Here is a 21,122-nt window from a genome sequence, read left to right as displayed (position 1 = left end):
AATAGGAGGCAAGTGAAAATGAAAAAGATTATTGCACTAATTTCAATCGCTTTTCTAATTGTTTTATCAGCGTGTGGCGCTCCTACTCCACAAAAGGCTGGAGAGACAGCCAGTACGAATGAAAGTAAGAATGAGAGTAAGAGTGGAGAAAAATCCATTACCATTGCTGGAAATGGCGGGGTTATTGAAAAAACAATTCGTGACGTTATTGCTCCTAAGTTCAAAGAGGAAACAGGTATCACTGTTAACTATGTTCCAGGACTTTCTGGAGAGATTTTATCTAAGGTAGAATTACAAAAAAATGCACCGCAAATTGATATAGCCATCTTTGTACCAACAGATGTATATCGCGCGAATGACAAGGGGCTTACAGAAAAGGTTGATGGATCGAATGTTCCAAATATGAATAATGTGGATCCGAAATTTATTGCAGTTGAGGGTGGAGGCGCTCCAGTATTTGGATTGGTCATTTCCCCTGCTTATAATACAGAAGCGTTTGAAGAGAAAGGTTTGAAACCGATAGAATCATGGAACGACTTACCATCAGGTCAATATGAAGGAAGAACAGCGTTTGTGGATATTACAAATGACTGGGGCTTTAACACATTATATGCACTGGCAATGACAAATGGAGGCGGTACAGATAATGTGGAGCCAGGGATTGAAAAAGCAAAAGAACTTGCCGGTTACTCACCGACTTTTTATAAAAATTCAACACAAGTAATGCCAGCGATTCAGCAAGGTTCTGCAGATGTAACTGTAATGGGAAGCTATGTTATTGGTGACTTAGCGTTATCAGGTGTTCCAATTAAAATGGTTGTACCGAAAGAAGGAGTACCTATTCAATCCTTTAGTGGAGCCCTTGTGAAAAATGCCCCTAACGAGAAAGAGGCACTGGAATTCATTAACTACTTAGTTAGTAAAGAATCACAAGAATTGATTTCAGAACAGGGATTTTATCCAGTTGTTGAAGGACTAGAGCTTCCAGAGAAATTCCAAGAATCAATTGGGCTAAAGGATACAGACAAAACATACAAACCTGATTTTGCTGCATTTGCGGAAATTCGTGCTGAATGGTCTGATCGTTGGACGAAAGAAGTAGTTCCAGAAATCGGTAAATTACTGAAATAAGAATGGAGGGAATACCCATGAATGCAATTACATTCGATGTAGAGATAAAGGGAGCAAGAAAGCAATTTGGTTCCAATGTCGTATTGAATGATATTGACTTAGAAGTAAAACAGGGTGAGTTGTTAACACTCCTTGGACCCTCAGGCTGCGGGAAATCAACGACATTGAATTTAATTGCAGGCTTTCTTGAAGCAGATCAGGGAGAGGTTTATATTAAAGGAAAAAAAGTAACGAAAGTCCCTCCCTATAAGCGCGACCTAGGTATGGTATTTCAAACCTATTCCTTGTTTCCACATATGACTGTGCTAGAGAACCTTAGCTTTGGTCTGAAGTTGCGAAAAGTGGCTAAAGCAGAACAAAAAAAGAAAATTGATCGAGTTCTTGAACTAGTTAAGATGTCAGGGCTTGAGCACCGTTACCCAAGGGAATTATCGGGTGGTCAAAGGCAACGTGTCGCTATCGCAAGGGCGCTTGTAGTTGAGCCGGAATTACTGCTGCTTGATGAGCCCCTATCCAATCTAGATGCAAAATTACGACATGAACTGCGCGCAGAAATTAAACGTTTACAAAAGGAAATTGGTGTAACAACGATTTTTGTAACACATGATCAAGAGGAAGCTCTATCAATGTCTGACCGGGTAGTTGTTATGAATGAAGGGAAAATTGAACAAATTAGTACACCGACTGTTATCTACAATCATCCCGAAACTGAATTTGTCTTTCAATTCATAGGTAAATCGAATTGTTTTGAAGGAGAGGTTATGGATACCGATGGCAGGAAAATTTCGGTGAAGGTAGGTAAGGAAATTATTCATGTCGATTCGGCTAATATTATAGGGGAGAATCGTTCATTGATAGCTGGGGATGAGGTGAAGCTTTATATTCGCCCTGAGAATGTTTACATTTCCACTACTAGAGAAACATCATCTGCAACATTGGAACTTCAGCCTGCTAAAATTATTCAGCTTAATTACCTTGGAACTTCATGGGAAGTTGATGTTTCGTTACAAGGGAAAACGATTCAATTATTAACCAATTCATATGACTCATCTTGGCAATATGGAAGTGAGGTGTATGTTGGATGGAACCCCTCAGAAATTATGCTGATCAAGAAGTAAATGAACAAGTAAAGGTAAAGGGAGAACCGCAAAGAAAGACGAAAGTGAGAAAAAGAAGAAGTTGGATCGCTGGGCTTCTTCTTTTAATCCCAATCCTTTTATTCGTCTTTGGATTTTTTATTGTTCCTATGCTGTATATTTTGTATTTAAGTTTTATTTCTACTGATAATTTGAATGGTGCGGATGCGGTTTATAGCTTACAAAACTATATCAATTTATTTACCGATAGCTATTATTTATCTTCAATGTGGTTGACGGTAAAAATCAGTTTATATTCTGTGCTTGTTTCTCTTATCCTCGGATATCCAATTGCTTTAACGATGGCCAAAAGCTCTCCAAAAGTTAGGGGATATATAACGTTATTAATTGCTTCGCCTCTTTTGGTCAGCATCGTTGTACGTAATTTTGGATGGTACTTATTATTATTGCCAAATGGTACAATCAATCAATTTTTAATGAATATTGGACTAATCAAAAAGCCGCTTAATCTATTATTTTCTGAACTTGGTGTCGTAATTGGGCTTTCAAACGCCTATTTACCTTTCATGGTTTTAGCCATTGCGACGAGCTTGTATAATATTGACCCTTCATTGGAGAAAGCGGGAGCCATTCTTGGTGCAAGCCCGATGAGCAGTTTTTTAAAGATAACCCTTCCACTTAGTTTGCCTGGGATCGTATCAGGATGTGTGCTCGTCTTTAGTTTATCTATGAGTGCCTATGTCACCCCTTCTTTAATGGGAGGAGCGAATGTTCCGATGATGCCAGTTGTAATATACGACCAAATTAACACACTGCTGAAATGGACGTTTGGCTCTGCGTTGTCTTACGTACTCTTAGGAATTACTCTTTTATCCGTTTTCTTCTTTACACGGGCATTTGAAAAAAGTAAGTTTAGGGAGGTGTTTAGATGATGAAAGCACTTGGAAAGCTCCGACTCGTCCTTGCAGTATTAGGGATCATTTATATATTAATTCCATTAATTGCTGTCGTTCCGGCATCTTTTACAAGTGCAAATTATCCAAGTTTTCCTCCAAAAGGTTTTTCTCTGCAATGGTATACAAAGATTTTAGAACGCCAAGAGTTCGTCGAAGCCTTCTTTAATAGTTTGCAATTTGCCTTCTTAGCCGCATTTTTTGCTGTTTTATTCGGGACACTAGGTGCACTCGCGATTGCGAAATATGATATTCCAGGAAAACATTATATTACATCCATTTTGACAGCGCCGTTAAGTGTTCCACAGCTAGTATTGGGGATTGCCCTGCTTATTTATTTCACACCGATGATGCTTGCAGGTACATCAACAGGATTTTTGATTGCACACACGATCATTTGTATTCCGTATGTTATTCGCTTAGTACTAACAGGGTTAAGCGGATTTGATTACAATTTGGAGAAGGCAGCAGCAATTCTGGGAGCAAACCCATTCATCGTTTTTTGGAAGGTAACACTGCCGCTTATCAGACCGGCCATGATATCTGGGGGATTATTTGCATTCTTGACATCTTTTGATAATGTCACAGTTTCATTGTTTATGATTTCCCCCAATATGAGAACACTTCCAATTGAGATTTTCTCAACGATGCAGGATGCTTATAATCCAATAGTAGCTTCCGTTTCAAGTGTGGTTATTTTCATTTCTGTCATATTAATAGTCGTACTTGAAAAAATTCATGGGGTTGGAAAGGTATTCGGCGGCACTCAGCATTAGGAATGATGATGTGAAAAAAACAATAGCCGGCCGATTTGCTTATTTAAGTAAAACGGCCGGCTGTTTTTAGTTTAAGAGGAAAGGCTTTTTAAATAGGTTATACATCTATTCACAGTTGCTTGTGGAGCAGTAAGAATAGGAACAGACGTCTGAATCTGATGGGCAATATGGTCCATGCTGTATTGAGAAAGAACAATGACATCTACTTTTTCGTCCATTTGCTGTATCATGTTTCGTACTTTTTCGTCGTGTTCATCGACCCTCCCTTGAAAAAGAAGGTGGATAATTCCGGGATCTACTAGAGATTCAATGATACAATCCGGCTTTTTTTCTCTTAAATAACTCATTAAGGCAACAGGTGTTTCTTTAACAGTGGAAATGAGGCCAATTCGTTCATAGGCAAGTGCTTCATCCAACATGGCTTCATCTGATCGAAAAAGTTTAACATCATGCATTGGCTGCAAAATCGCTGTGATGTTATTAAAGGCTGAACAAGTCAATTGAATGCAATTTGCATCAGCTTCAGCAGCAAGGTTGACCAATGCCGAAAATCTGCGAATAATTTCGGGGGTTAAGCCGCCGGATTTTTCCATCATAGAAAGCAAATGAGTATCCATAAAATGCAGCAGTTCAATTTCAGGGGCTGTTTTCTGAAAAGCTTTTTCAATAGGCTTTAAAGCAGAAGTCGTTGCATGGATCAAGGCTACTTTCAAATTTGTCATCCTCTTTCAATTCTCATTTTGTTCATTATAACTATTATTCTATTATTTTTAAATTAAATAAATGAAATATTTTGAATTCTACACCCGAATATAATTTAGTAATTTCAAAGGAGGCTTGTGTTTTGATACATGCAGAAATAGAAAAAGAAATACGTCAAGTCGTCAATAATAAACGTCGAGTACTTACAAATGAAGCGGATCTTGCCAGTTATTCATATGATGCTTCTTTCGGCGTTTTTCCTCCGGATATTGTTGTACAGCCAACTTCTACGGATGAAGTGGTCGGCCTTGTCAAAGTGGCCAATAAATATAAAACCCCGATTTATCCAAGGGGAAGGGGAACTAGCTTAAGCGGGGGACCATTACCTGTTCATGGAGGAATGGTTCTTGATTTTTCAAAATGGACGGATACTTTAATTATCGAACCAGATGATTTAGTCGCTATTGTTTCCCCAGGTGTCATCACGGCGGATATAAATAAAATGGCCAATCAATATGGTCTTATGTATCCTCCTGATCCGAGCAGCTCTCATGTGTCAACGATTGGGGGAAATTTAGCGGAAAACGCTGGAGGGCCGCGTGGACTGAAATATGGGGTTACGAAAGATTATGTGCTCGGCCTTGAAGTGGTTACTGCTGACGGTGAAGTAATTCAAACGGGGGGAAGAACCGTAAAAAATGTAACGGGATATGACTTAACAAAATTAATTGTTGGGTCTGAAGGGACTTTAGGGATTATAACAAAAGCGATTTTACAGCTAATCCCTAAACCACAGTCTACAGGAACTTTATTGGTCCTTTTTGATGACCTAGTCATTGCTGGAAGAGCCATTTCCGGCATCCTGACAGGTGGCATTTTACCATCTAAATTAGAAATTATGGATCAAGCATCTGTTGTCGCTGTAGAGCAATTTGATCCATCAGGGTTACCCACCGATATAGAAGCACTGTTATTAATAGAATTGGATGGACACCCTGCTGCAATAGAGGCAGAAGCCAAAAGGGTGAAGGAAATTTGTTTGGAAATCGGGGCTATTGAAGTGAAAATAGCAGAAACAAAGGAAGAAGAAGCCGAACTTTGGAAGGCGAGAAAACTAGTTTCTCCAGCGATAGTCCGAAAAAAGCCAACGAAAATTTCAGAAGATGCCACTGTTCCGCGCAGCAGGATTCCAGACATGTTTCAACGCTTAAAGAAAATAAGAGATACGTATAACATTGATTTGGTTGTATTTGGCCATGCTGGTGACGGGAATTTACATCCCAATATAATTGCGGATAAACGTGATATCGAAGAAATGAAGCGTGTTGAAAAAGCAGTCGAGGAGATTTTTAAAGCCGCAGTGGAAATGGGTGGGACGTTATCAGGTGAACATGGGATTGGTACGATGAAGGCCCCTTTTATGGAGATGGAGCTTGGTGTAGCCGGTTTATCCATGATGAAACGGATTAAAGAAGCCTGGGATCCTCATAACCTCTTAAATCCGGGAAAAATGTTTCCTGAGCCTGGACAAAGGTTTGTGTTAACTAATGAGTAGAAGCCATCAATTAGCGTATGAAGAAACGTTTGCATGTGTCCAATGCGGCTATTGCTTGCCCAAATGTCCAACCTACGAGACGACAGGTGTGGAAACTCAGTCACCAAGGGGGCGAATTAATTTAGTGAAGTTATTAGCAGAGGGAAAAATTTCGATCGAGTCTGCAGCTTCCTCCATTGAATTATGTTTAGGCTGTAGAGCTTGTGAAACAGCTTGTCCGACCAATGTTCAATACGGGACCATTTTACAATCTGCTAAGGAATTAATCGCGAAAGAAATGCCTGCTTCTAGGATGGAATCGTTCCTCCTTGAAAAAGGATTACCGAATAAAAAGTGGCAAAAAGCTGCTGGAAGAGGGTTGGAAATTGCACAAAAAACAGGAATGGTATCATTAGCGAGAAAAGCAGGCATCATGAGGGTATTCCCAGAAAGCATTCAGGCAATGGAATCCATCGCACCCGAGATCAAGATGCCGAAAAAGAAAGAAAGAGAATACAAAGTATTACCTCCAATTGGGAAGAAGACTTATGCGATTGGATTTTTTGTTGGCTGTATTATGGATATGATGTTCTCAAAAATCAATGATGACAGTATGAAATTACTGCAACTAGCAGGCTGTGAAGTCACCTTGCTCGAAGAACAAACATGCTGTGGAGCCCTTTTGCATCATAGTGGGAAAAAAAGAGAGACTATTTTACTGGCTCAAAAGAATATTGAAGTATTTGAAAAATATGATTTTGATTTTATTGTCAATAGTATCGGCGGCTGTGGTGCGATGTTAGTGGAGTATCCTGAATTGTTTGACGAACACTCAGAATGGCATGCTCGTGCAGAAAAATTTGCCGCGCGGTGTAAAGATATTAGCGTTTTATTAGCCGAGAGTTCATTGCCATTTACTAAAGAGATTCGAAAAGTTGTCGCATACCAACCTTCGTGTCATTTACGGCATGTTCAAAAAGTCGTTAATGAACCTCATCAATTATTAATGAAAATTCCGGGGATTGATTATCGCACGTTTGAAAAACAGGACATGTGCTGCGGATCTGCTGGAATTTACAATGTTGTTCACTACAATGAAGCGATGGAAGTGTTGGATCAAAAGATGAATCATATTGAAAAAGTGGAGCCAGATATCATCGTCACAAGTAATCCGGGCTGCCATTTACAGATGAAATTAGGTGCCCGGCGCATAGGGAAGACAGAAAAAATCAAAGTTGTTCATATTGTTGAACTGCTAGCCGAAGCCTGTGAGATAAACTAATTCCTAATCAACGAAAATACAGTTATAATTTTCTGTTAATTCTAAATTGACAAATAAAGTGAAGGTAGATTAATATAAATCTATATACATCATTTGCGTAATGATTACGCTATATCGGTAAAAGGAGTGAGGGGTAATGAGACAATTACAACTTCCAGCATTTGAATTTACGGAAGAACAAAAAGAGTTTCGGAAAGAAGTCCGTTCTTTCTTACAAGCTGAGAAACAAAAAGGAACATTTGACACACATGCTGATTCTTGGCTAAGCGCATATAGTGAGGAATTTTCGAAAAAGATTGGGGCACAAGGCTGGATCGGGATTACATTTCCGAAAAAATACGGAGGGCAAGCACGCTCCTCGATTGACCGTTACATTATTACAGAAGAGCTTTTGGCTTTTGGAGCTCCAGTTGCATCACACTGGTTTGCAGATCGTCAATCTGGACCGTTACTTTTAAAGTTTGGGACAGAAGAACAGAAGGAATTTTTCATTCCGAAAATCGTGAAAGGTGAATGTTTCTTTTCGATTGGACTTTCTGAACCGAACTCAGGATCTGATTTAGCATCACTAAAAACAACCGCTGAAAAAGTGGATGGCGGCTGGATCGTTAATGGAATGAAGACATGGACCTCTGGTGCTCATCATTCGCACTACATGATCACCCTTTGCCGAACTTCTCCTCAGGATCCAAAAAACCGTCATGGGGGTATGAGTCAGCTAATTATTGATCTTAAATCTGATGGCGTAACCATTCGGCCAATTCAATTCTTAACGGGTGAACATCATTTTAACGAAATCTTTCTTGAAAACGTTTTTGTTCCAGATAACAGAGTAGTTGGGGAAGTTGGAAATGGCTGGGCACAAGGATTAACTGAACTGGCATTCGAACGAAGTGGCCCGGAACGAATTTTAAGCACATTTCCACTGCTTGAAGAGGCGATTCGTTTATTGAAAGAAAAAGAGGATCATAGAGGTTTGATGGAGGCTGCGAAACTAGTAAGCCGAATGTGGTCACTGCGTAATATGTCGATAGGGATTGCAGCTCTGCTTGAAGAGAAAAAAGATGTGAACTTAGCGGCTGCTCTAGTGAAAGATCTTGGCAACAGCTTTGAGCAACATGTAGCTGAAGTCATGCGGCTTCTTTTACCAGCGATGCCAAGCAAGCATGCGGAAGATGGGTATGCCAGGCTGTTAGCGGAATCCATTTTACACGGCCCAGGGTTTACCATTCGTGGGGGGACAACTGAAATCCTTAGAGGAATAGTAGGAAAAGGAGTGATATCTGCATGAGTGAGATGAAATCATTTATTGAAGACACTGCCGGGAAAATTTTAAAAGACTTATCGACTAAAGAACAACGTGAACGTTTTGAAGAAGGTGAGTGGGCGAGTTCACTTTGGAAAACGATTCAAGAATCCGGGCTAACTTTACTTGGAATTGAAGAAGAGAAAGGTGGAGTCGGCGGAGATTATGAGGACGTTTTTGCTATCCTGCGGGTCATCGGAAAGTACGCTGCTCCAATTCCTTTAGCTGAGGTTATATACGCCAATCAATTTCTTGCCGCCCATGAAGGTGAGGTAGAGGATAAATTAAGAGTCGTTCATTTCGCAGAAGAAAGCTCGTCGATTCAATCTCCGTATAAGTTGATACATGTTCCATACGGAAGATATGTTGACGAAGTGGTTGTGATCCGGCAGGACGGGGAACAAGCTGCTTATTCATTAGTCAATACATTAGCATGTGAGATTGAAAAGAATGATAATCTCGCTGCAGAGCCTCGTGATAGCTTAACCTTTTTAAATCTAGGAGAAACAAAGAAATTAGATCTAAGTTTTAAAGAGGCTTTAGAAGATTACAGACAATTCTTAGCGCTTAGCCGTGTAGCGATGATGACAGGTGCGATGGAAAGTGTGCTCTCTTTATCTACCTTTTATGCAAAAGAGCGTCAGCAGTTTGGTCGCCCTCTGCACAAGTTCCAAGCTATCCAGCATCACTTGACTGCAATGGCTGGCGAGGTGGCTGCAGCCTATTCAACACTTTCTGTGGCGAGTGCATCTTATCCATCAGACTTAGGGAAAGAGCAAATAGCAATGGCTAAAATTGAGTTATCCGCTAACGCGAATGTGGTCGCAAAAGCTGCACACCAGCTTCATGCTGGAATTGGGATGACATATGAACATGAACTTCATCATTTTACTCGTCGTTTGTGGTCGTGGCGTGAAGAAGCAGGAAATGAGACATATTGGGCTGATAAGTTAGCCAGTTTGTATCAGGCTCGAGAAGAAACGATTTGGGAATCGATTACTCATGTAAAAGGAGAGGAAGCACATGCCGGATCTACTGTTTGAAGTAAATAATAATATCGCAACGATCACATTAAATCGTCCTGAAGCACTCAATGCGTTTAGTGGCGAAATGCTAGATTTATGGATTGACTCGCTTGAGAAAGTGAGGGATTCAGATGAGATTTCTGTTTTAATAGTCCAAGGAGCAGGAAGAGGTTTCTGCTCTGGTGGAGATATTAAGGAGATGATTGCTGGTAACGGATTCTACAAGTCGGATCAAGATATTGTTTCAAAAGGAATAAATCGAAAGAACTCTTTGTGGAAAAAAGTGCAGCGGATCCCTCTTTTATTAGAAGAAATCGACAAACCAGTGATTGCTAAAGTACATGGAGTGGCATTTGGAGCAGGACTTGATATGGCTCTTATGTGTGATATTCGTTTTGTTTCAGAATCAGCTCGATTGTCTGAAAGTTATATCAAAGTAGGAATTGTACCTGGAGACGGTGGAGCGTACTTCTTGCCGCGACTCGTTGGTCGAGATATGGCATTGCATATGTTGTGGACGGGAGAAGTGCTGACAGCAGAAGCGGCAAAAGAACTCGGACTCGTTACATTTGTTGTGCCAGATGAGGAGCTTGATCAAGCAGTTGAAGACTACGCTCACAACTTAGCAAGTGGTCCTCAACTGGCAACGCAGCTCATCAAGCGCGCTGTCTATCAAAATAGCGAAATGTCGTTACGGTCTTCACTTGACTATATTTCATCGAAAATGGCGCTCGTTATGGAAGAGGAAGATCATCAAGAAGGTGTGCGAGCTGTCACAGAAAAAAGAAAACCGAATTTCGGAAAAAATAGAGCTGCCATAAAGTGAAAGAGGTGAGTTGGATTGGTACAGCCCCTGCATGATATACGTGTGCTGGATTTGTCTAGAGTTTATGCTGCCCCAGCTGGAGCCATGACACTCGGAGACATGGGTGCAGACGTCATACGCGTAGAGCCACCAGGTGGTTCGGACAGTATGAGGGAGTGGGGACCTTTTAAAAATGGAGAGAGTACTTACTATTTAAGTGCTAATCGTAATAAAAGGTCGATCACCCTCAATTTAAAATCGGAAGAAGGGAAGAAACTTTTCCTGGATTTAGTAGAAAAATCAGACGTCGTCATTGAAAACTTTAAGTCTGGAACTTTGAATAAACTTGGGCTAAATTATGAAGTTTTAAAGGAACGGAATCCAGGTATCATTGTTTGCTCGGTAACAGGATTTGGGCAAGATGGGCCCTTGGGTTTACTTCCTGGATTTGATCCAGTCATACAAGCTATGAGCGGGTTGATGGATGTAACAGGTGACCCAAATGGCGAAGCCACCAAAGTAGGGATTCCGATTGCCGATATCATTACTTCGGTTTATGTTGCATTGGGTATAGTCGCAGCAATACGGCAAAGAGATCTGACTGGAGAAGGCCAATATATCGATATGTCTTTGCTGGATGTCCAAGTTTCGAGTATGGCCAATGTGGCTAGTGCTTATTTAAATACAGGAATGATTTCTGTGCGGAAAGGCAATCAGCATAATAATGTTGCGCCATATCAAGTATTTCAAACCGCTGACTTCCCAATTATGATTTGTGCGGGGAACGATCACTTGTTCCGAAAGCTATCTCACGCATTGGACCATCCAGAGTGGGGTAGTGATGAACGCTTTTTAACAAATAATGATCGAAAACTAAATGAAGATGAATTAGTTCATCTGATTAAGGAAGTACTAGCGAACAGGACGTCAAGTGAATGGGTTGAAATTCTTGCGGAAGCTATGGTTCCTGTAGGACGTGTTAATAATATTCAACAGGCATTAGAGCAAGATCAAGTAATCGCTAGGGGGGGAATCGAAACAGTTCCTCATGCTGCGGGTGAGGTAAAGCTGCTGGCTAGTCCGCTTCGGCACAGTGGGTTAAATATCCAAACGAAATTTGGCCCGCCGGGGTTAGGCCAGCACAATAAGGAAGTTTTTGAAGAACTTCTTGGAATAGAGGCAGAAGAACTTTCAGTTTTGTCTAAAAACAATGTAATATGAAGAGAGTTGATCTGAAAGAGGTGCTCTCAATGGAGAATGAAAGATTTAAAAGTAATTATTCGATGTCATCGATCCACAGGGTGATACAAGTGCTGCGAGCATTTTCTGTGGATTTTCCTAAATTATCGTTAACAGAGATTTCGAAAAGAACGGGCATTTCGATTTCTAGCTTACAACGTATTGTTAGCACGTTAGTATACGAAGGTTTTTTAGTAAAAGACGAAAAAACAAAAATATATAGTCTAGGTTTAGAGCTTATGTTTTTAGGTCAGCTTGTTGAAAAAAACGATGCACTTCTTTCAAAAGCGATTCCAATCATGGAAGAACTGAATCAAGAAACGAAAGAAAATATTTCAATAAACATTATTGAACGTGACGAGCGTCGTTGTATCTATAATTTACCTAGTCGTCATGAATTGGCTGCCTTAACATTTGTCGGTCATACTTCCCCGTTATATGCTGGTGCTTCTGCTAAAATTCTGCTTGCTTTTCAGAGCGATGAGTTTATTAAGAGTTATATAGAAAAAATTAAATTAACAAAGATTACAGATATCACTGTTGAATCAAAAGAAGAATTGATTCAACAACTTCATGAAATACAAAATCAAGGCTATGCGATAACAAAAGGGGAACGTGTCAAAGGTGCTACTTCCATTAGCGTTCCAATTATTGCTAAACAACAAGTATTACTAGGTGCGTTGTCTATTACATTTCCTTACATTCGTTATGATGAGTATGATATCAGCCATCTTATCTTGCTATTGCAACAAGCTGCTCAAAGAATCTCTTGAATATAGACATATGTGATGAATCTGGAAGACTGGAGGTGGTAAATAGTGTATGATTTTGCCGTTGTGGGTGGAGGGATTGTCGGTTTATCAACGGGAATGGCACTTTATAAACGGTTTCCTAATGCGAAAGTAGCCATTATTGAAAAGGAGTCAGTTGTCGCAGACCATCAAACAGGGCACAATAGTGGAGTGATTCATTCAGGAATATATTACAAGCCTAATAGTTTCAAAGCACGTTTTGCGCGTCAGGGAAGTAAATCGATGACTGAATTCTGCCAAACGCACGAAATAGACCATGATATTTGTGGAAAAGTAATTGTTGCCACAAAACAGGAGGAGTTACCACTTCTTGAGAACTTATATAAACGTGGACTGCAAAATGAATTAGCTATTCAAAAAATTAGTGTCGATGAATTAAAGGAAATCGAGCCACATGTTAACGGTCTAGCGGCAATACGTGTTCCGCAGGCTGGTATCGTTAATTACAGACAAGTAAGTGAAAAATTTGCAAAAATTATTCAGAAGCATGGTGGAGAGATCCACCTAAATACAAAAGTAGAGAAAATGCACGAAGAATCAGACCAAGTGGTCATCGAGACAAATCGGGGTACATATAGAGCTGGTATGGTGATTAACTGTGCCGGACTTCATAGTGACCGTGTAGCTGCAGCCGCAGGATATAAAACAGATATGAAAATTTTGCCTTTTAGGGGCGAGTATTTTAAATTGAAGCCTGAAAAACGCTATCTTGTTAAACATTTAATCTATCCAGTACCAAATCCAAAGTTTCCATTTTTAGGTGTGCATTTTACGCGAATGATTAGTGGCGAAGTCGATGCTGGGCCAAATGCCGTGCTTAGCTTTAAACGTGAGGGATATAAAAAGACAGATTTTAATGCAAAAGATTTAATGGAATCTTTATGCTTTCCTGGTTTATGGAAAATGGCTAGTAAATTTGCAAAAGAAGGATTTGATGAATACGTCCGATCATTTAGCAAAAAACAATTTACAAAAAGCCTGCAGGAATTAATTCCTGAAATCCAAGAAGATGACTTAATACCTGCACCTGCTGGTGTTCGTGCCCAAGCATTAAGAAGCGATGGGAGCATGGTCGATGATTTTCATATTATTGTGGGAAAACGAACCATTCATGTATGTAATGCCCCATCACCAGCTGCAACAGCTTCTATTGAAATTGGAAAAGAAGTAGTGAATAGAATACCAGAACAGCTAAACTTAAAAGAAGCTAAACTAGTTTAATAGCTTAAGATCATACAAAAAAGGAAGGTGTTTAGATTTGGACCTGAATCTACATAATAAGGTTGCTCTAGTCATAGCTTCTAGTCAAGGTCTAGGGAAAGCGATAGCCACGCAACTAGTAAAAGAAGGAGCAAATGTTATGCTAACTAGCCGAGATACTGAAAAGTTAGCTAATGTAAAAAATGAATTAGAGGCATTAAATGAAGGGAAAGTTTCCTATTGCCCAGCTGATATTACAAAAGTAGAAGACATTAAAACCTTAGTTCGCAAAACTAATGAAGTGTTCGGTAAAATTGATATTTTAATTAATAATGCTGGTGGACCTCCCGTAGGATCAATTGAATCATTATCTGATAAAGACTGGCAAGATGCATTTGAACTCAATTTGTTGAGTTATATTAGAATCATTCGTGAAGTTCTTCCCGATTTAAAAGAAGCAGGAGGACGAATTGTGAATATTGCTTCTTCTTCTGTTAAACAGCCTATACCTGGACTTATTCTTTCGAATACATTTCGAACAGGAATTGTAGGACTAGCTAAAACATTGGCAGAAGAACTGGCTCCATACAACATATTAGTTAATACAGTTAGCCCTGGTAGAATTGCAACAGAGCGTGTGGCACATCTTGATCAAGCGAATGCCGAGAGATTAGGCGTTACGAAAGAGCAAGTTAAAGAAAGAGCCCAAAATAATATTCCTTTAAAACGGTATGGAACTCCAGAGGAATTTGCTAATGTAGTAACATTTTTAGTTTCCGATGCAAGTACCTATGTAACTGGGAGTTCAATTTTAGTTGATGGCGGAATGATTAAATCCATTTAATTTAAAAATTTTAGCAATTAGGGCTTAGATTATGAAAGTCATGTAATACTAAATACTCCCGTAAGAACGAAAAAGGATCTGGAACCATCCTGATCCTTTTATTATTGATTTATAATCTTGGCAAAGCATCCACCGGATCCGCTATATCACTAACGAATCCTTCAAATATCTGCTTGTTTTCACAATGTTGCTATGACCTGCGATTCTCCTTACCTTTTCAATATCATTATTAGTCGCCTATAACATCCACTTACAAAAAGTATGCCGGAACATATGAGGAGTTAATTTTTTATTTGGCAGACTATAACTTTTAATCATCGTCTGGATCCTCGGACCGTGAACTTTGACGATCGTTGTTGTAAAAAACATAGGGAGAATCTGCAACATATGACTTTTGCTTAGCCAACTCTGCTCGGTAACTTAAGCAATCATGATTTTCTGCAAGCAGTGTATTGGATATAGGAACCGTTCGAACCTTTATCCCTTTTCCAACGATTCGAATGCGCTTCATATCTAAATCAATGTCCGTTAGTTTTAAATCAGATAGCCATCAATTCGAAGGCGAAGGCCTGCATAAGTAAGAAGAAATATGATCGTACGGTCTCTTCGGTACTTTTCTTCTGGATATACTCCTCTGCTTTTGACGGGTTTCTTCCTTATTATATAGAGAAGACTTTCAAACTCTTTTTCTGTCAGCTACATGATTTTTTCATTATCTTCATCAGCTGTCTTTAAATCTTGAATATCACTCATTGGATTCTGTTGCAGCTTATTATTTTTGGCCGCCCAGGAAAAAAACTTCGTAGAGAATTGAGGCGCCGGTTGATAGTTGAAATGGCCTTGTGTCCTTTATGGGTAATCAAAATTCGAACAAAAAATTTAATGAAGACTTCAAAAAAATGGTGGTTGATTCTTATAGTTCTGGCGATGCAGTTAAAGATTTAAGCAGCAAATATGGCGTATCTGAAGTAACTATCTACAAATGGATAAAGAGATATTCCATAATATGCGTTTGTCAGTGCTACCCCTAAAGGGTAGCATCAGCAAAACACAAAAAACAAGCTAAGAATTCATATTTCACAATGTTTTGTAACATTGAATAGTTGCTCTTTTCATTATCTTATATTAATACCCATGGAAATATATTTTTCCTCTAAGTATTCGTCCAGTCCTTGATGTCCGCCTTCACGTCCCATTCCGCTCTCTTTTATTCCTCCAAATGGAGCTTGAGCAACAGCAGGAACCGCATCGTTCATACCGATGATCCCGAATTCTAAAGCTTCAGAAACTCTGACGGATCGACTAATATTTTCTGTATAGAAATACGCTGCTAAACCATATTCTGTGCTATTGGCATATCGAACGACTTCTTCTTCTGTCTCAAATGAAATAATTGGAGCAACCGGCCCAAATGTTTCCTCACTTGTAATTAGCATGTTTGAGTTTACTTCACACAAAACGGTAGGTGCATAGAACAGGCCTTCAGACAACTCACCTTTAAGACGTTGTCCACCACAAAGAATGTGAGCTCCTTTAGATACAGCATCTTTTATATGCTCTTCCACTTTCGCTAAACCTTCGGAACTAACCAGAGGTCCAACTTGTACACTTGGATCAATACTATTTCCAACTTTAAGAGCCTTCACTTTTTTTACAAAAAGTTCTACGAACTTATCCAAAACGGAGCGTTGGACATAGATTCGATTTGCACAGACGCATGTTTGCCCTGTATTTCTGAATTTACTTGCAACCGCACCTTTAGCGGCAGCTTCTAAATCAGCATCTTCAAAGACAATAAATGGTGCGTGTCCACCAAGCTCCAATGACAACCGCTTCAATTGCGCAGCCGATTTGGTCACCAGTAATTTTCCAACCTCAGTAGATCCTGTAAATGAAATCTTCCTTACCGTTCGATTTTCAAAAATTTCATCAGAAATGGGGCCAGAAGAACCTGTTACGATGTTCACTACTCCATTTGGCACTCCCGCCATTTCGATTAATTTTCCAAACGCAATCGCACTAATAGGAGATTGTCCAGCTGGTTTTACAACGGATGTACATCCTGCTGCCATCGCAGGACCCACTTTTCTAGTCATCATGGCCAATGGGAAATTCCAAGGTGTTATTGCGGCAACAACACCAATAGGCTGGCGAATGACCATTAATCTTTTGTTAATTGCAGAAGCAGGAATCGTTTCTCCATAAACCCGTCGTCCTTCTTCAGCAAACCATTGCAAATAACTAGCTGCAAAAGTAACTTCTCCTTTTGCCTCCGTAAAAGGTTTTCCCATTTCCAAACTGATGATTTCCGCTAATTGATCATGATATTCATGCATAAGATCATATAGCTTCAGGAGGTATTTAGCACGTTCGTTAGCTGTTAATCTGGACCATGATTTAAAGGCGTGATCAGCAGCTTCAATCGCCTTCTTGGTCTCTTGGCGCCCCCCTTTTGGAACTTGAGCAACAATTTGCCCTGTTGATGGATTTGTTACTAAAAATGTCTTTTCATCTAGTGCAGCTGTCCATTCACCATTGACATACATTTTTAATTCCGTTAAATCAACTAAAGAATCGACTTTTAACATAGAAACTCCCCCTTAGATAAATCATTTTTAACCACTGCTTTACCATTTGCATTCCGGACGTCTACTTGCAATTATACTTGCAAGCTTTATCTTTTCTTTGTACTATTACAACTCATCTAACGCACCATAATAAGTTTTCTAAATAATCAATTGAATATCTTCAGCCCTTTTAAGTCTAGGGTTTATGAGTACAATTCCATTTCTCATTGAAACTTCTACTAATTTTGGTAGAAATCCAGTGAAACGCCTAATTCTTTTTATATTTAGAGGGATATTCATCGATTGATACATTTGGATAACGATTTGAATTGCTTTTTCAGTAGCCAATCGATTAGATAATCCGCTAACATCCGCTCCTAACGCAACCGAGATATCATTATATTGTTCTATACATGCAGGCAAACAATATTTCATTACAATGGCAGTAATGCGGCATTTGCGATTCCATGAGGAATATTAAAGACTCCTCCAAACATATGTGATATCGCATGGACATACCCAAAAAGAGATTGGGAAAATGCTACTCCAGCTATCATCGAGCCAACAAGCATTTTTTCCCTGCTTTCTATATCCTTCCTACAAAATAAGTTTTAGTTAAATTTTCACTAATCATTTTAACTTCTTGTATAGCAAATCCTTGACTAACAGGACTAACCGTCTTAAATGTATATGATTCATTCGCGTGTGTTAATGCATTCATCCCCGTTGCTACTGTAATTCCCTGTGGGAGATGTAGTGTAAAAGCTGGATCTAGTATAGCTAAAGTTGGGAATAAATGTGGACTAATCACTACTAATTTAAATAATGTTTCTTTATTCGTAACAACAGTCAAGGCTGTTACCTCACTCCCTGTCACCACTGGAGTGGGGATGGCTATGATAAGGAAGGGAGGATATGGTAATTTTACCCACCCCTCCATAATCAAAGATATGACCGGGATTAGTAGCTATCGCCGCTATCCCCTTACCTGTATAAATATTACTTCCACCCCCGACACCTAATAAAGCAATACTTTTATGTTACGTAAGATATTCGTTTCCTCTATGAATCGTGTCAGCTGATGGATTTGGTTTAATCTCATCATAAATTTCATAATTTAAATTAACAGTCTGGAGCGACTTCTCAATACCTTCTAAAAGGTTAGCTGATCGTATTCCTTTATCTGTGACGATAAGAACTCTATTAACACCTAATTCTTTAATCATTTCTCCCTTCTAATTGAAATTCCGTTGCCGCATTCTACTCGAGTACGCAAAAAATATGTGTATGGCATTTAAGACATTTTTAATACTTCCTTCTTTAGTATAGGATTTCGAGTCTAGTAAAAATTATACTTTACATCTATTAACTTATTAAAAACGTGAACTAAACGAAAAGGTTAATGATTTGTCTTCACAAATGAATCACGAGAAGTTTTTTGGAGAAACTTTTAATTGGCTTTTTCGCTTTGAAAACAGTAAGACGCTAGCTACTAACAAGGCTCCACTTAAGAAAAACAACGCAACGCTTACACTCTCTGTGGCAAATAAATTTCAAGTTGTAATACAAATTTGTATTACATCAATTGTAGAGTTTGATGAATTTGTTTATTATTATAAATATAAATGAATCATTTGTAAATTCTATATTTTATGAAAATTAAAATTATAATACAAATTAGGAGTGAATGGAGAATAGTAACCATGTCTCAAAAAGAAAAGATTTCGCATGTAATTGCTCGTGAATTATTAACCATGATTGAAACTGAGAAATTTCCTCCGGGTTCAAAGCTGCCAACAGAAATGCAATTAGCTGCTCAATTTGAAGTAAGCAGAGTTCCGATCCGTGAAGCACTAAGCATGTTGCGTGCTGCAGGTGTCATCAATTCACGTCAAGGCGGGGGAAGTTATGTAGAAGAATCTACAAATTCAACATTACTTCAACGTATTCATTTTGAAAGTGACGATACTGAAAATATTAAATATCTCTTTGAAATGAGAAAAATCCTGGAGCCTGAAGCAGCTTTTTTAGCTGCCCTCCGTCGTACGCCAGAACAACTCGAAAAAATGAAAAAAATATTGGACGTGATGGAAAATAAATCGATTGAGAATGGTACAACGGCAATGGAAGAAGATATAGAGTTTCACCGTTCCATTATTTTGGCTACACAAAATCCTATTATGATTCAAACACAGGAAAGCTTATCTTCTCTTTATGAAAGAGCATTAAAAATTACTCTCCGTCCAAATGTAGAATTAAAACAAAAGCGGAGAACAGTCTTCCATGAACATCGGGAAATACTCCTGGCTATTGAAGCAGAAGAGCCTGAGCTGGCTAAAATCCAATGCCAGATTCATTTAAGAAATGCAGAAAAAAAATTAAGCTTGTTTTTACAAGATTACACCGTATAACGAAATAGAAGGGATGAGGATTAATTGAAAGTGGTAACCTCAAGTCATATTCAGGAAATCAATGCAATCGTAAAAACAGGAAGAGTACTTATAGATGAAAGTGATCGTTATAGCTATTCATTTGACGGTTCTTTTGGAACCTATTTACCCGATATCGTCATTCAGACAAAAAGTGTAGAAGAATTAGCGGCATTAGTGAAGTTTGCTAATCGTGCAAAAATTCCTATTTATCCGCGTGGTCAGGCAACAAGCTTAAGTGGAGGTCCGCTTCCTGTTAAAGGAGGAATGGTCTTCGATTTATCTGTTATGAATGATTTGCTTGAGATTCATGAAGAGGATCTCGTTGCGATTGTTTCTCCAGGTATATTGACATCAGAGATTCATAAAGCGGCTGAACAAAAGGGACTTATGTATCCGCCGGATCCGAGCAGTTCTCACGTCTCTACGATTGGCGGCAATTTAGCTGAAAACTCTGGTGGCCCAAGAGGTCTGAAGTACGGTGTGACGAAAGATTACGTCATTGGGCTTGAAATGATTACCCCAGAAGGAGAAATCATTAAAACCGGCGGGAGAACAGTAAAGAATGTAACCGGTTACGATTTAACCAAATTGGTTGTCGGATCAGAAGGGACACTCGGAATTATTACAAAAGCTGTATTGAGACTCATTCCGAAACCACAGGCCACAAGTACCATCATGGCGATTTTTAAAAGCCTTATCGATGCTGGTAGTGCTATTTCCAAGATTCTCTCTTCCGGTATTTTACCATCCAAAATGGAGCTGATGGACCAGGCTTCTATTGTGGCGGTTGAGCAGTTTGAACCCCTTGGTTTACCCACTGACGCAGCCGCACTCATATTAATTGAACTGGATGGCCATCCACTTTCTCTGAAGGAGGAAATGGAACAAACAGCAGTGTTATGCCGTACTGTAGGGGCACGAGAAGTTCGAATTCCAAAGGATAAAGCGGAGGAAGTGGAACTTTGGAAAGCACGTAAGCTTGTATCACCAGCCATCGTGCGGATTAAGCCGACAAAAATCTCTGAGGATGCGACCGTCCCTCGAAGCAAAATACCTGAAATGTGTGAAAGGTTGCAGAATATTCGCGAAAGATACAACATTCATCTTGTTGTGTTTGGCCATGCCGGTGATGGTAACCTTCATCCAAATATTATTTGTGATAAAACGGATCGGGAAGAAATGCATCGCGTTGAACAAGCTGTTGCAGAAATTTTCACAGCAGCTGTTGAGCTTGGCGGGACATTGTCAGGTGAGCATGGGATTGGAACAATGAAAGCACCGTTTATGGAAATGGAACTCGGTGCAATCGGCCTTGATATGATGAAACGTATTAAAAAAGTATGGGATCCGAACAATATTATGAATCCCGGTAAAATTTTCCCTGATCCAGGACAGAAATTGGAGTTGAGCTGACGTG

21 protein-coding genes and 2 pseudogenes are annotated in these 21,122 nt (G+C 39.4%); 16 read left to right on the top strand and 7 right to left on the bottom strand.

All coding sequences use genetic code 11. The features are described from left to right. The first annotated feature begins 18 nt into the window (after positions 1 to 18). Genes V7122_RS01085 through V7122_RS01070 form a run of 4 tightly spaced genes read left to right on the top strand, consistent with a single transcriptional unit; the run spans position 19 to position 3,957 of the window. Positions 19 to 1,131 (top strand): ABC transporter substrate-binding protein, encoded by a 1,113-nt coding sequence (locus V7122_RS01085; protein ID WP_335525522.1) that lies wholly within the window; start codon positions 19 to 21, stop codon positions 1,129 to 1,131. A 17-nt stretch (positions 1,132 to 1,148) separates the two neighbouring features. After that, a complete protein-coding gene (locus V7122_RS01080; protein ID WP_335525520.1) occupies positions 1,149 to 2,249 on the top strand; it encodes an ABC transporter ATP-binding protein in 1,101 nt (366 codons plus the stop codon). Continuing rightward, positions 2,213 to 3,160, top strand: coding sequence for an ABC transporter permease (locus tag V7122_RS01075; protein ID WP_335525519.1), 948 nt, complete (start codon positions 2,213 to 2,215; stop codon positions 3,158 to 3,160). The genes V7122_RS01080 and V7122_RS01075 overlap by 37 nt, the downstream gene beginning before the upstream one ends. After that, the gene (locus tag V7122_RS01070; RefSeq protein WP_335483464.1) at positions 3,160 to 3,957 is read left to right on the top strand and encodes an ABC transporter permease; all 798 of its coding nucleotides are present in this window, start codon (positions 3,160 to 3,162) and stop codon (positions 3,955 to 3,957) included. Before V7122_RS01075 ends, V7122_RS01070 begins: the two co-directional genes overlap by 1 nt. Positions 3,958 to 4,028: 71 nt before the next feature. Here the strand turns inward: V7122_RS01070 and V7122_RS01065 are convergent, their stop codons facing one another. Continuing rightward, complete coding sequence (locus tag V7122_RS01065) at positions 4,029 to 4,670, bottom strand: hypothetical protein (protein ID WP_335525517.1); 642 nt, start codon at positions 4,668 to 4,670, stop codon at positions 4,029 to 4,031. Between the two features lie 131 nt (positions 4,671 to 4,801). Here V7122_RS01065 and V7122_RS01060 point away from each other — a divergent pair, with 131 nt between their 5' ends. From V7122_RS01060 to V7122_RS01020, 9 genes are all read left to right on the top strand, one after another. Next, positions 4,802 to 6,214, top strand: coding sequence for an FAD-binding oxidoreductase (locus V7122_RS01060; RefSeq protein WP_335525515.1), 1,413 nt, complete (start codon positions 4,802 to 4,804; stop codon positions 6,212 to 6,214). Further along, entirely contained in the window at positions 6,207 to 7,475 is a 1,269-nt protein-coding gene (locus V7122_RS01055) for a (Fe-S)-binding protein (RefSeq protein ID WP_335525513.1), read from the top strand. Before V7122_RS01060 ends, V7122_RS01055 begins: the two co-directional genes overlap by 8 nt. A gap of 136 nt (positions 7,476 to 7,611) precedes the next feature. Continuing rightward, the gene (locus V7122_RS01050) at positions 7,612 to 8,766 is read left to right on the top strand and encodes an acyl-CoA dehydrogenase family protein (RefSeq protein WP_335525511.1); all 1,155 of its coding nucleotides are present in this window, start codon (positions 7,612 to 7,614) and stop codon (positions 8,764 to 8,766) included. Continuing rightward, positions 8,763 to 9,824 (top strand): acyl-CoA dehydrogenase family protein, encoded by a 1,062-nt coding sequence (locus tag V7122_RS01045; protein ID WP_335525509.1) that lies wholly within the window; start codon positions 8,763 to 8,765, stop codon positions 9,822 to 9,824. Before V7122_RS01050 ends, V7122_RS01045 begins: the two co-directional genes overlap by 4 nt. After that, positions 9,805 to 10,632, top strand: a complete 828-nt coding sequence (locus V7122_RS01040; protein WP_335525507.1) for an enoyl-CoA hydratase/isomerase family protein — start codon at positions 9,805 to 9,807, stop codon at positions 10,630 to 10,632. The genes V7122_RS01045 and V7122_RS01040 overlap by 20 nt, the downstream gene beginning before the upstream one ends. A gap of 15 nt (positions 10,633 to 10,647) precedes the next feature. Beyond that, positions 10,648 to 11,832, top strand: coding sequence for a CaiB/BaiF CoA transferase family protein (locus tag V7122_RS01035; protein ID WP_335525505.1), 1,185 nt, complete (start codon positions 10,648 to 10,650; stop codon positions 11,830 to 11,832). Positions 11,833 to 11,861: 29 nt separating this feature from the next. Further along, positions 11,862 to 12,623, top strand: coding sequence for an IclR family transcriptional regulator (locus tag V7122_RS01030; protein WP_335525504.1), 762 nt, complete (start codon positions 11,862 to 11,864; stop codon positions 12,621 to 12,623). A 45-nt stretch (positions 12,624 to 12,668) separates the two neighbouring features. Then, the gene (lhgO, locus tag V7122_RS01025; protein WP_335525503.1) at positions 12,669 to 13,883 is read left to right on the top strand and encodes an L-2-hydroxyglutarate oxidase; all 1,215 of its coding nucleotides are present in this window, start codon (positions 12,669 to 12,671) and stop codon (positions 13,881 to 13,883) included. A gap of 37 nt (positions 13,884 to 13,920) precedes the next feature. Further along, a complete protein-coding gene (locus V7122_RS01020; RefSeq protein WP_335525501.1) occupies positions 13,921 to 14,706 on the top strand; it encodes an SDR family oxidoreductase in 786 nt (261 codons plus the stop codon). Between the two features lie 109 nt (positions 14,707 to 14,815). Here the strand turns inward: V7122_RS01020 and V7122_RS01015 are convergent. Then, positions 14,816 to 15,545 (bottom strand): annotated as a pseudogene (locus V7122_RS01015) (tyrosine-type recombinase/integrase); the annotation flags it as partial. Between the two features lie 12 nt (positions 15,546 to 15,557). Between V7122_RS01015 and V7122_RS01010 the strand changes: the two are divergent. Continuing rightward, a pseudogene (locus V7122_RS01010) lies at positions 15,558 to 15,713 on the top strand (transposase); the annotation flags it as partial. Positions 15,714 to 15,821: 108 nt separating this feature from the next. On the opposite strand, the gene V7122_RS01005 reads toward V7122_RS01010, so the two are convergent. The 5 genes from V7122_RS01005 to V7122_RS00985 all read right to left on the bottom strand — a co-directional run bounded on the left by V7122_RS01005 (position 15,822) and on the right by V7122_RS00985 (position 18,499). Beyond that, positions 15,822 to 17,294 carry an NAD-dependent succinate-semialdehyde dehydrogenase gene (locus V7122_RS01005; protein WP_335525499.1) on the bottom strand — a complete coding sequence of 491 codons (1,473 nt, stop codon included), beginning with the start codon at positions 17,292 to 17,294 and terminating at the stop codon, positions 15,822 to 15,824. A 138-nt stretch (positions 17,295 to 17,432) separates the two neighbouring features. After that, positions 17,433 to 17,696, bottom strand: a complete 264-nt coding sequence (locus V7122_RS01000; protein WP_335525497.1) for a hypothetical protein — start codon at positions 17,694 to 17,696, stop codon at positions 17,433 to 17,435. 11 nt (positions 17,697 to 17,707) lie between these two features. Continuing rightward, a complete protein-coding gene (locus V7122_RS00995; protein ID WP_335525496.1) occupies positions 17,708 to 17,845 on the bottom strand; it encodes an iron-containing alcohol dehydrogenase in 138 nt (45 codons plus the stop codon). A gap of 14 nt (positions 17,846 to 17,859) precedes the next feature. After that, positions 17,860 to 18,213: an iron-containing alcohol dehydrogenase gene (locus V7122_RS00990; RefSeq protein WP_335525494.1), complete on the bottom strand. Its 354-nt coding sequence runs from the start codon at positions 18,211 to 18,213 to the stop codon at positions 17,860 to 17,862. Positions 18,214 to 18,313: 100 nt separating this feature from the next. Next, complete coding sequence (locus V7122_RS00985; protein WP_335525492.1) at positions 18,314 to 18,499, bottom strand: iron-containing alcohol dehydrogenase; 186 nt, start codon at positions 18,497 to 18,499, stop codon at positions 18,314 to 18,316. A gap of 477 nt (positions 18,500 to 18,976) precedes the next feature. Between V7122_RS00985 and V7122_RS00980 the strand changes: the two genes are divergently transcribed. Together V7122_RS00980 and V7122_RS00975 are read left to right on the top strand one after the other, a co-directional pair. Further along, the gene (locus tag V7122_RS00980) at positions 18,977 to 19,684 is read left to right on the top strand and encodes a FadR/GntR family transcriptional regulator (protein WP_335525490.1); all 708 of its coding nucleotides are present in this window, start codon (positions 18,977 to 18,979) and stop codon (positions 19,682 to 19,684) included. A gap of 30 nt (positions 19,685 to 19,714) precedes the next feature. Next, positions 19,715 to 21,118: an FAD-binding oxidoreductase gene (locus tag V7122_RS00975; protein WP_335525579.1), complete on the top strand. Its 1,404-nt coding sequence runs from the start codon at positions 19,715 to 19,717 to the stop codon at positions 21,116 to 21,118. Positions 21,119 to 21,122: the final 4 nt, after the last annotated feature.

The sequence above is a fragment of the Bacillus sp. JJ1532 genome, from assembly GCF_036965085.1.
Taxonomy (GTDB): domain Bacteria; phylum Bacillota; class Bacilli; order Bacillales; family Cytobacillaceae; genus Cytobacillus.
This window is presented reverse-complemented; position numbering and strand designations above follow the sequence as displayed.

Excerpts from the sequence above, each read along its gene's own strand:
- V7122_RS01085 (WP_335525522.1), top strand. The coding sequence starts at position 19 with ATGAAAAAGATTATTGCACTAATTTCAATCGCTTTTCTAATTGTTTTA.
- V7122_RS01080 (WP_335525520.1), top strand. The coding sequence starts at position 1,149 with ATGAATGCAATTACATTCGATGTAGAGATAAAGGGAGCAAGAAAGCAA.
- V7122_RS01075 (WP_335525519.1), top strand. The coding sequence starts at position 2,213 with ATGGAACCCCTCAGAAATTATGCTGATCAAGAAGTAAATGAACAAGTA.
- V7122_RS01070 (WP_335483464.1), top strand. The coding sequence starts at position 3,160 with ATGAAAGCACTTGGAAAGCTCCGACTCGTCCTTGCAGTATTAGGGATC.
- V7122_RS01055 (WP_335525513.1), top strand. The coding sequence starts at position 6,207 with ATGAGTAGAAGCCATCAATTAGCGTATGAAGAAACGTTTGCATGTGTC.
- V7122_RS01050 (WP_335525511.1), top strand. The coding sequence starts at position 7,612 with ATGAGACAATTACAACTTCCAGCATTTGAATTTACGGAAGAACAAAAA.
- V7122_RS01045 (WP_335525509.1), top strand. The coding sequence starts at position 8,763 with ATGAGTGAGATGAAATCATTTATTGAAGACACTGCCGGGAAAATTTTA.
- V7122_RS01040 (WP_335525507.1), top strand. The coding sequence starts at position 9,805 with ATGCCGGATCTACTGTTTGAAGTAAATAATAATATCGCAACGATCACA.
- V7122_RS01030 (WP_335525504.1), top strand. The coding sequence starts at position 11,862 with ATGGAGAATGAAAGATTTAAAAGTAATTATTCGATGTCATCGATCCAC.
- V7122_RS01005 (WP_335525499.1), bottom strand. The coding sequence starts at position 17,294 with ATGTTAAAAGTCGATTCTTTAGTTGATTTAACGGAATTAAAAATGTAT.
- V7122_RS00995 (WP_335525496.1), bottom strand. The coding sequence starts at position 17,845 with ATGCTTGTTGGCTCGATGATAGCTGGAGTAGCATTTTCCCAATCTCTT.
- V7122_RS00990 (WP_335525494.1), bottom strand. The coding sequence starts at position 18,213 with ATGGAGGGGTGGGTAAAATTACCATATCCTCCCTTCCTTATCATAGCC.
- V7122_RS00985 (WP_335525492.1), bottom strand. The coding sequence starts at position 18,499 with ATGATTAAAGAATTAGGTGTTAATAGAGTTCTTATCGTCACAGATAAA.
- V7122_RS00980 (WP_335525490.1), top strand. The coding sequence starts at position 18,977 with ATGTCTCAAAAAGAAAAGATTTCGCATGTAATTGCTCGTGAATTATTA.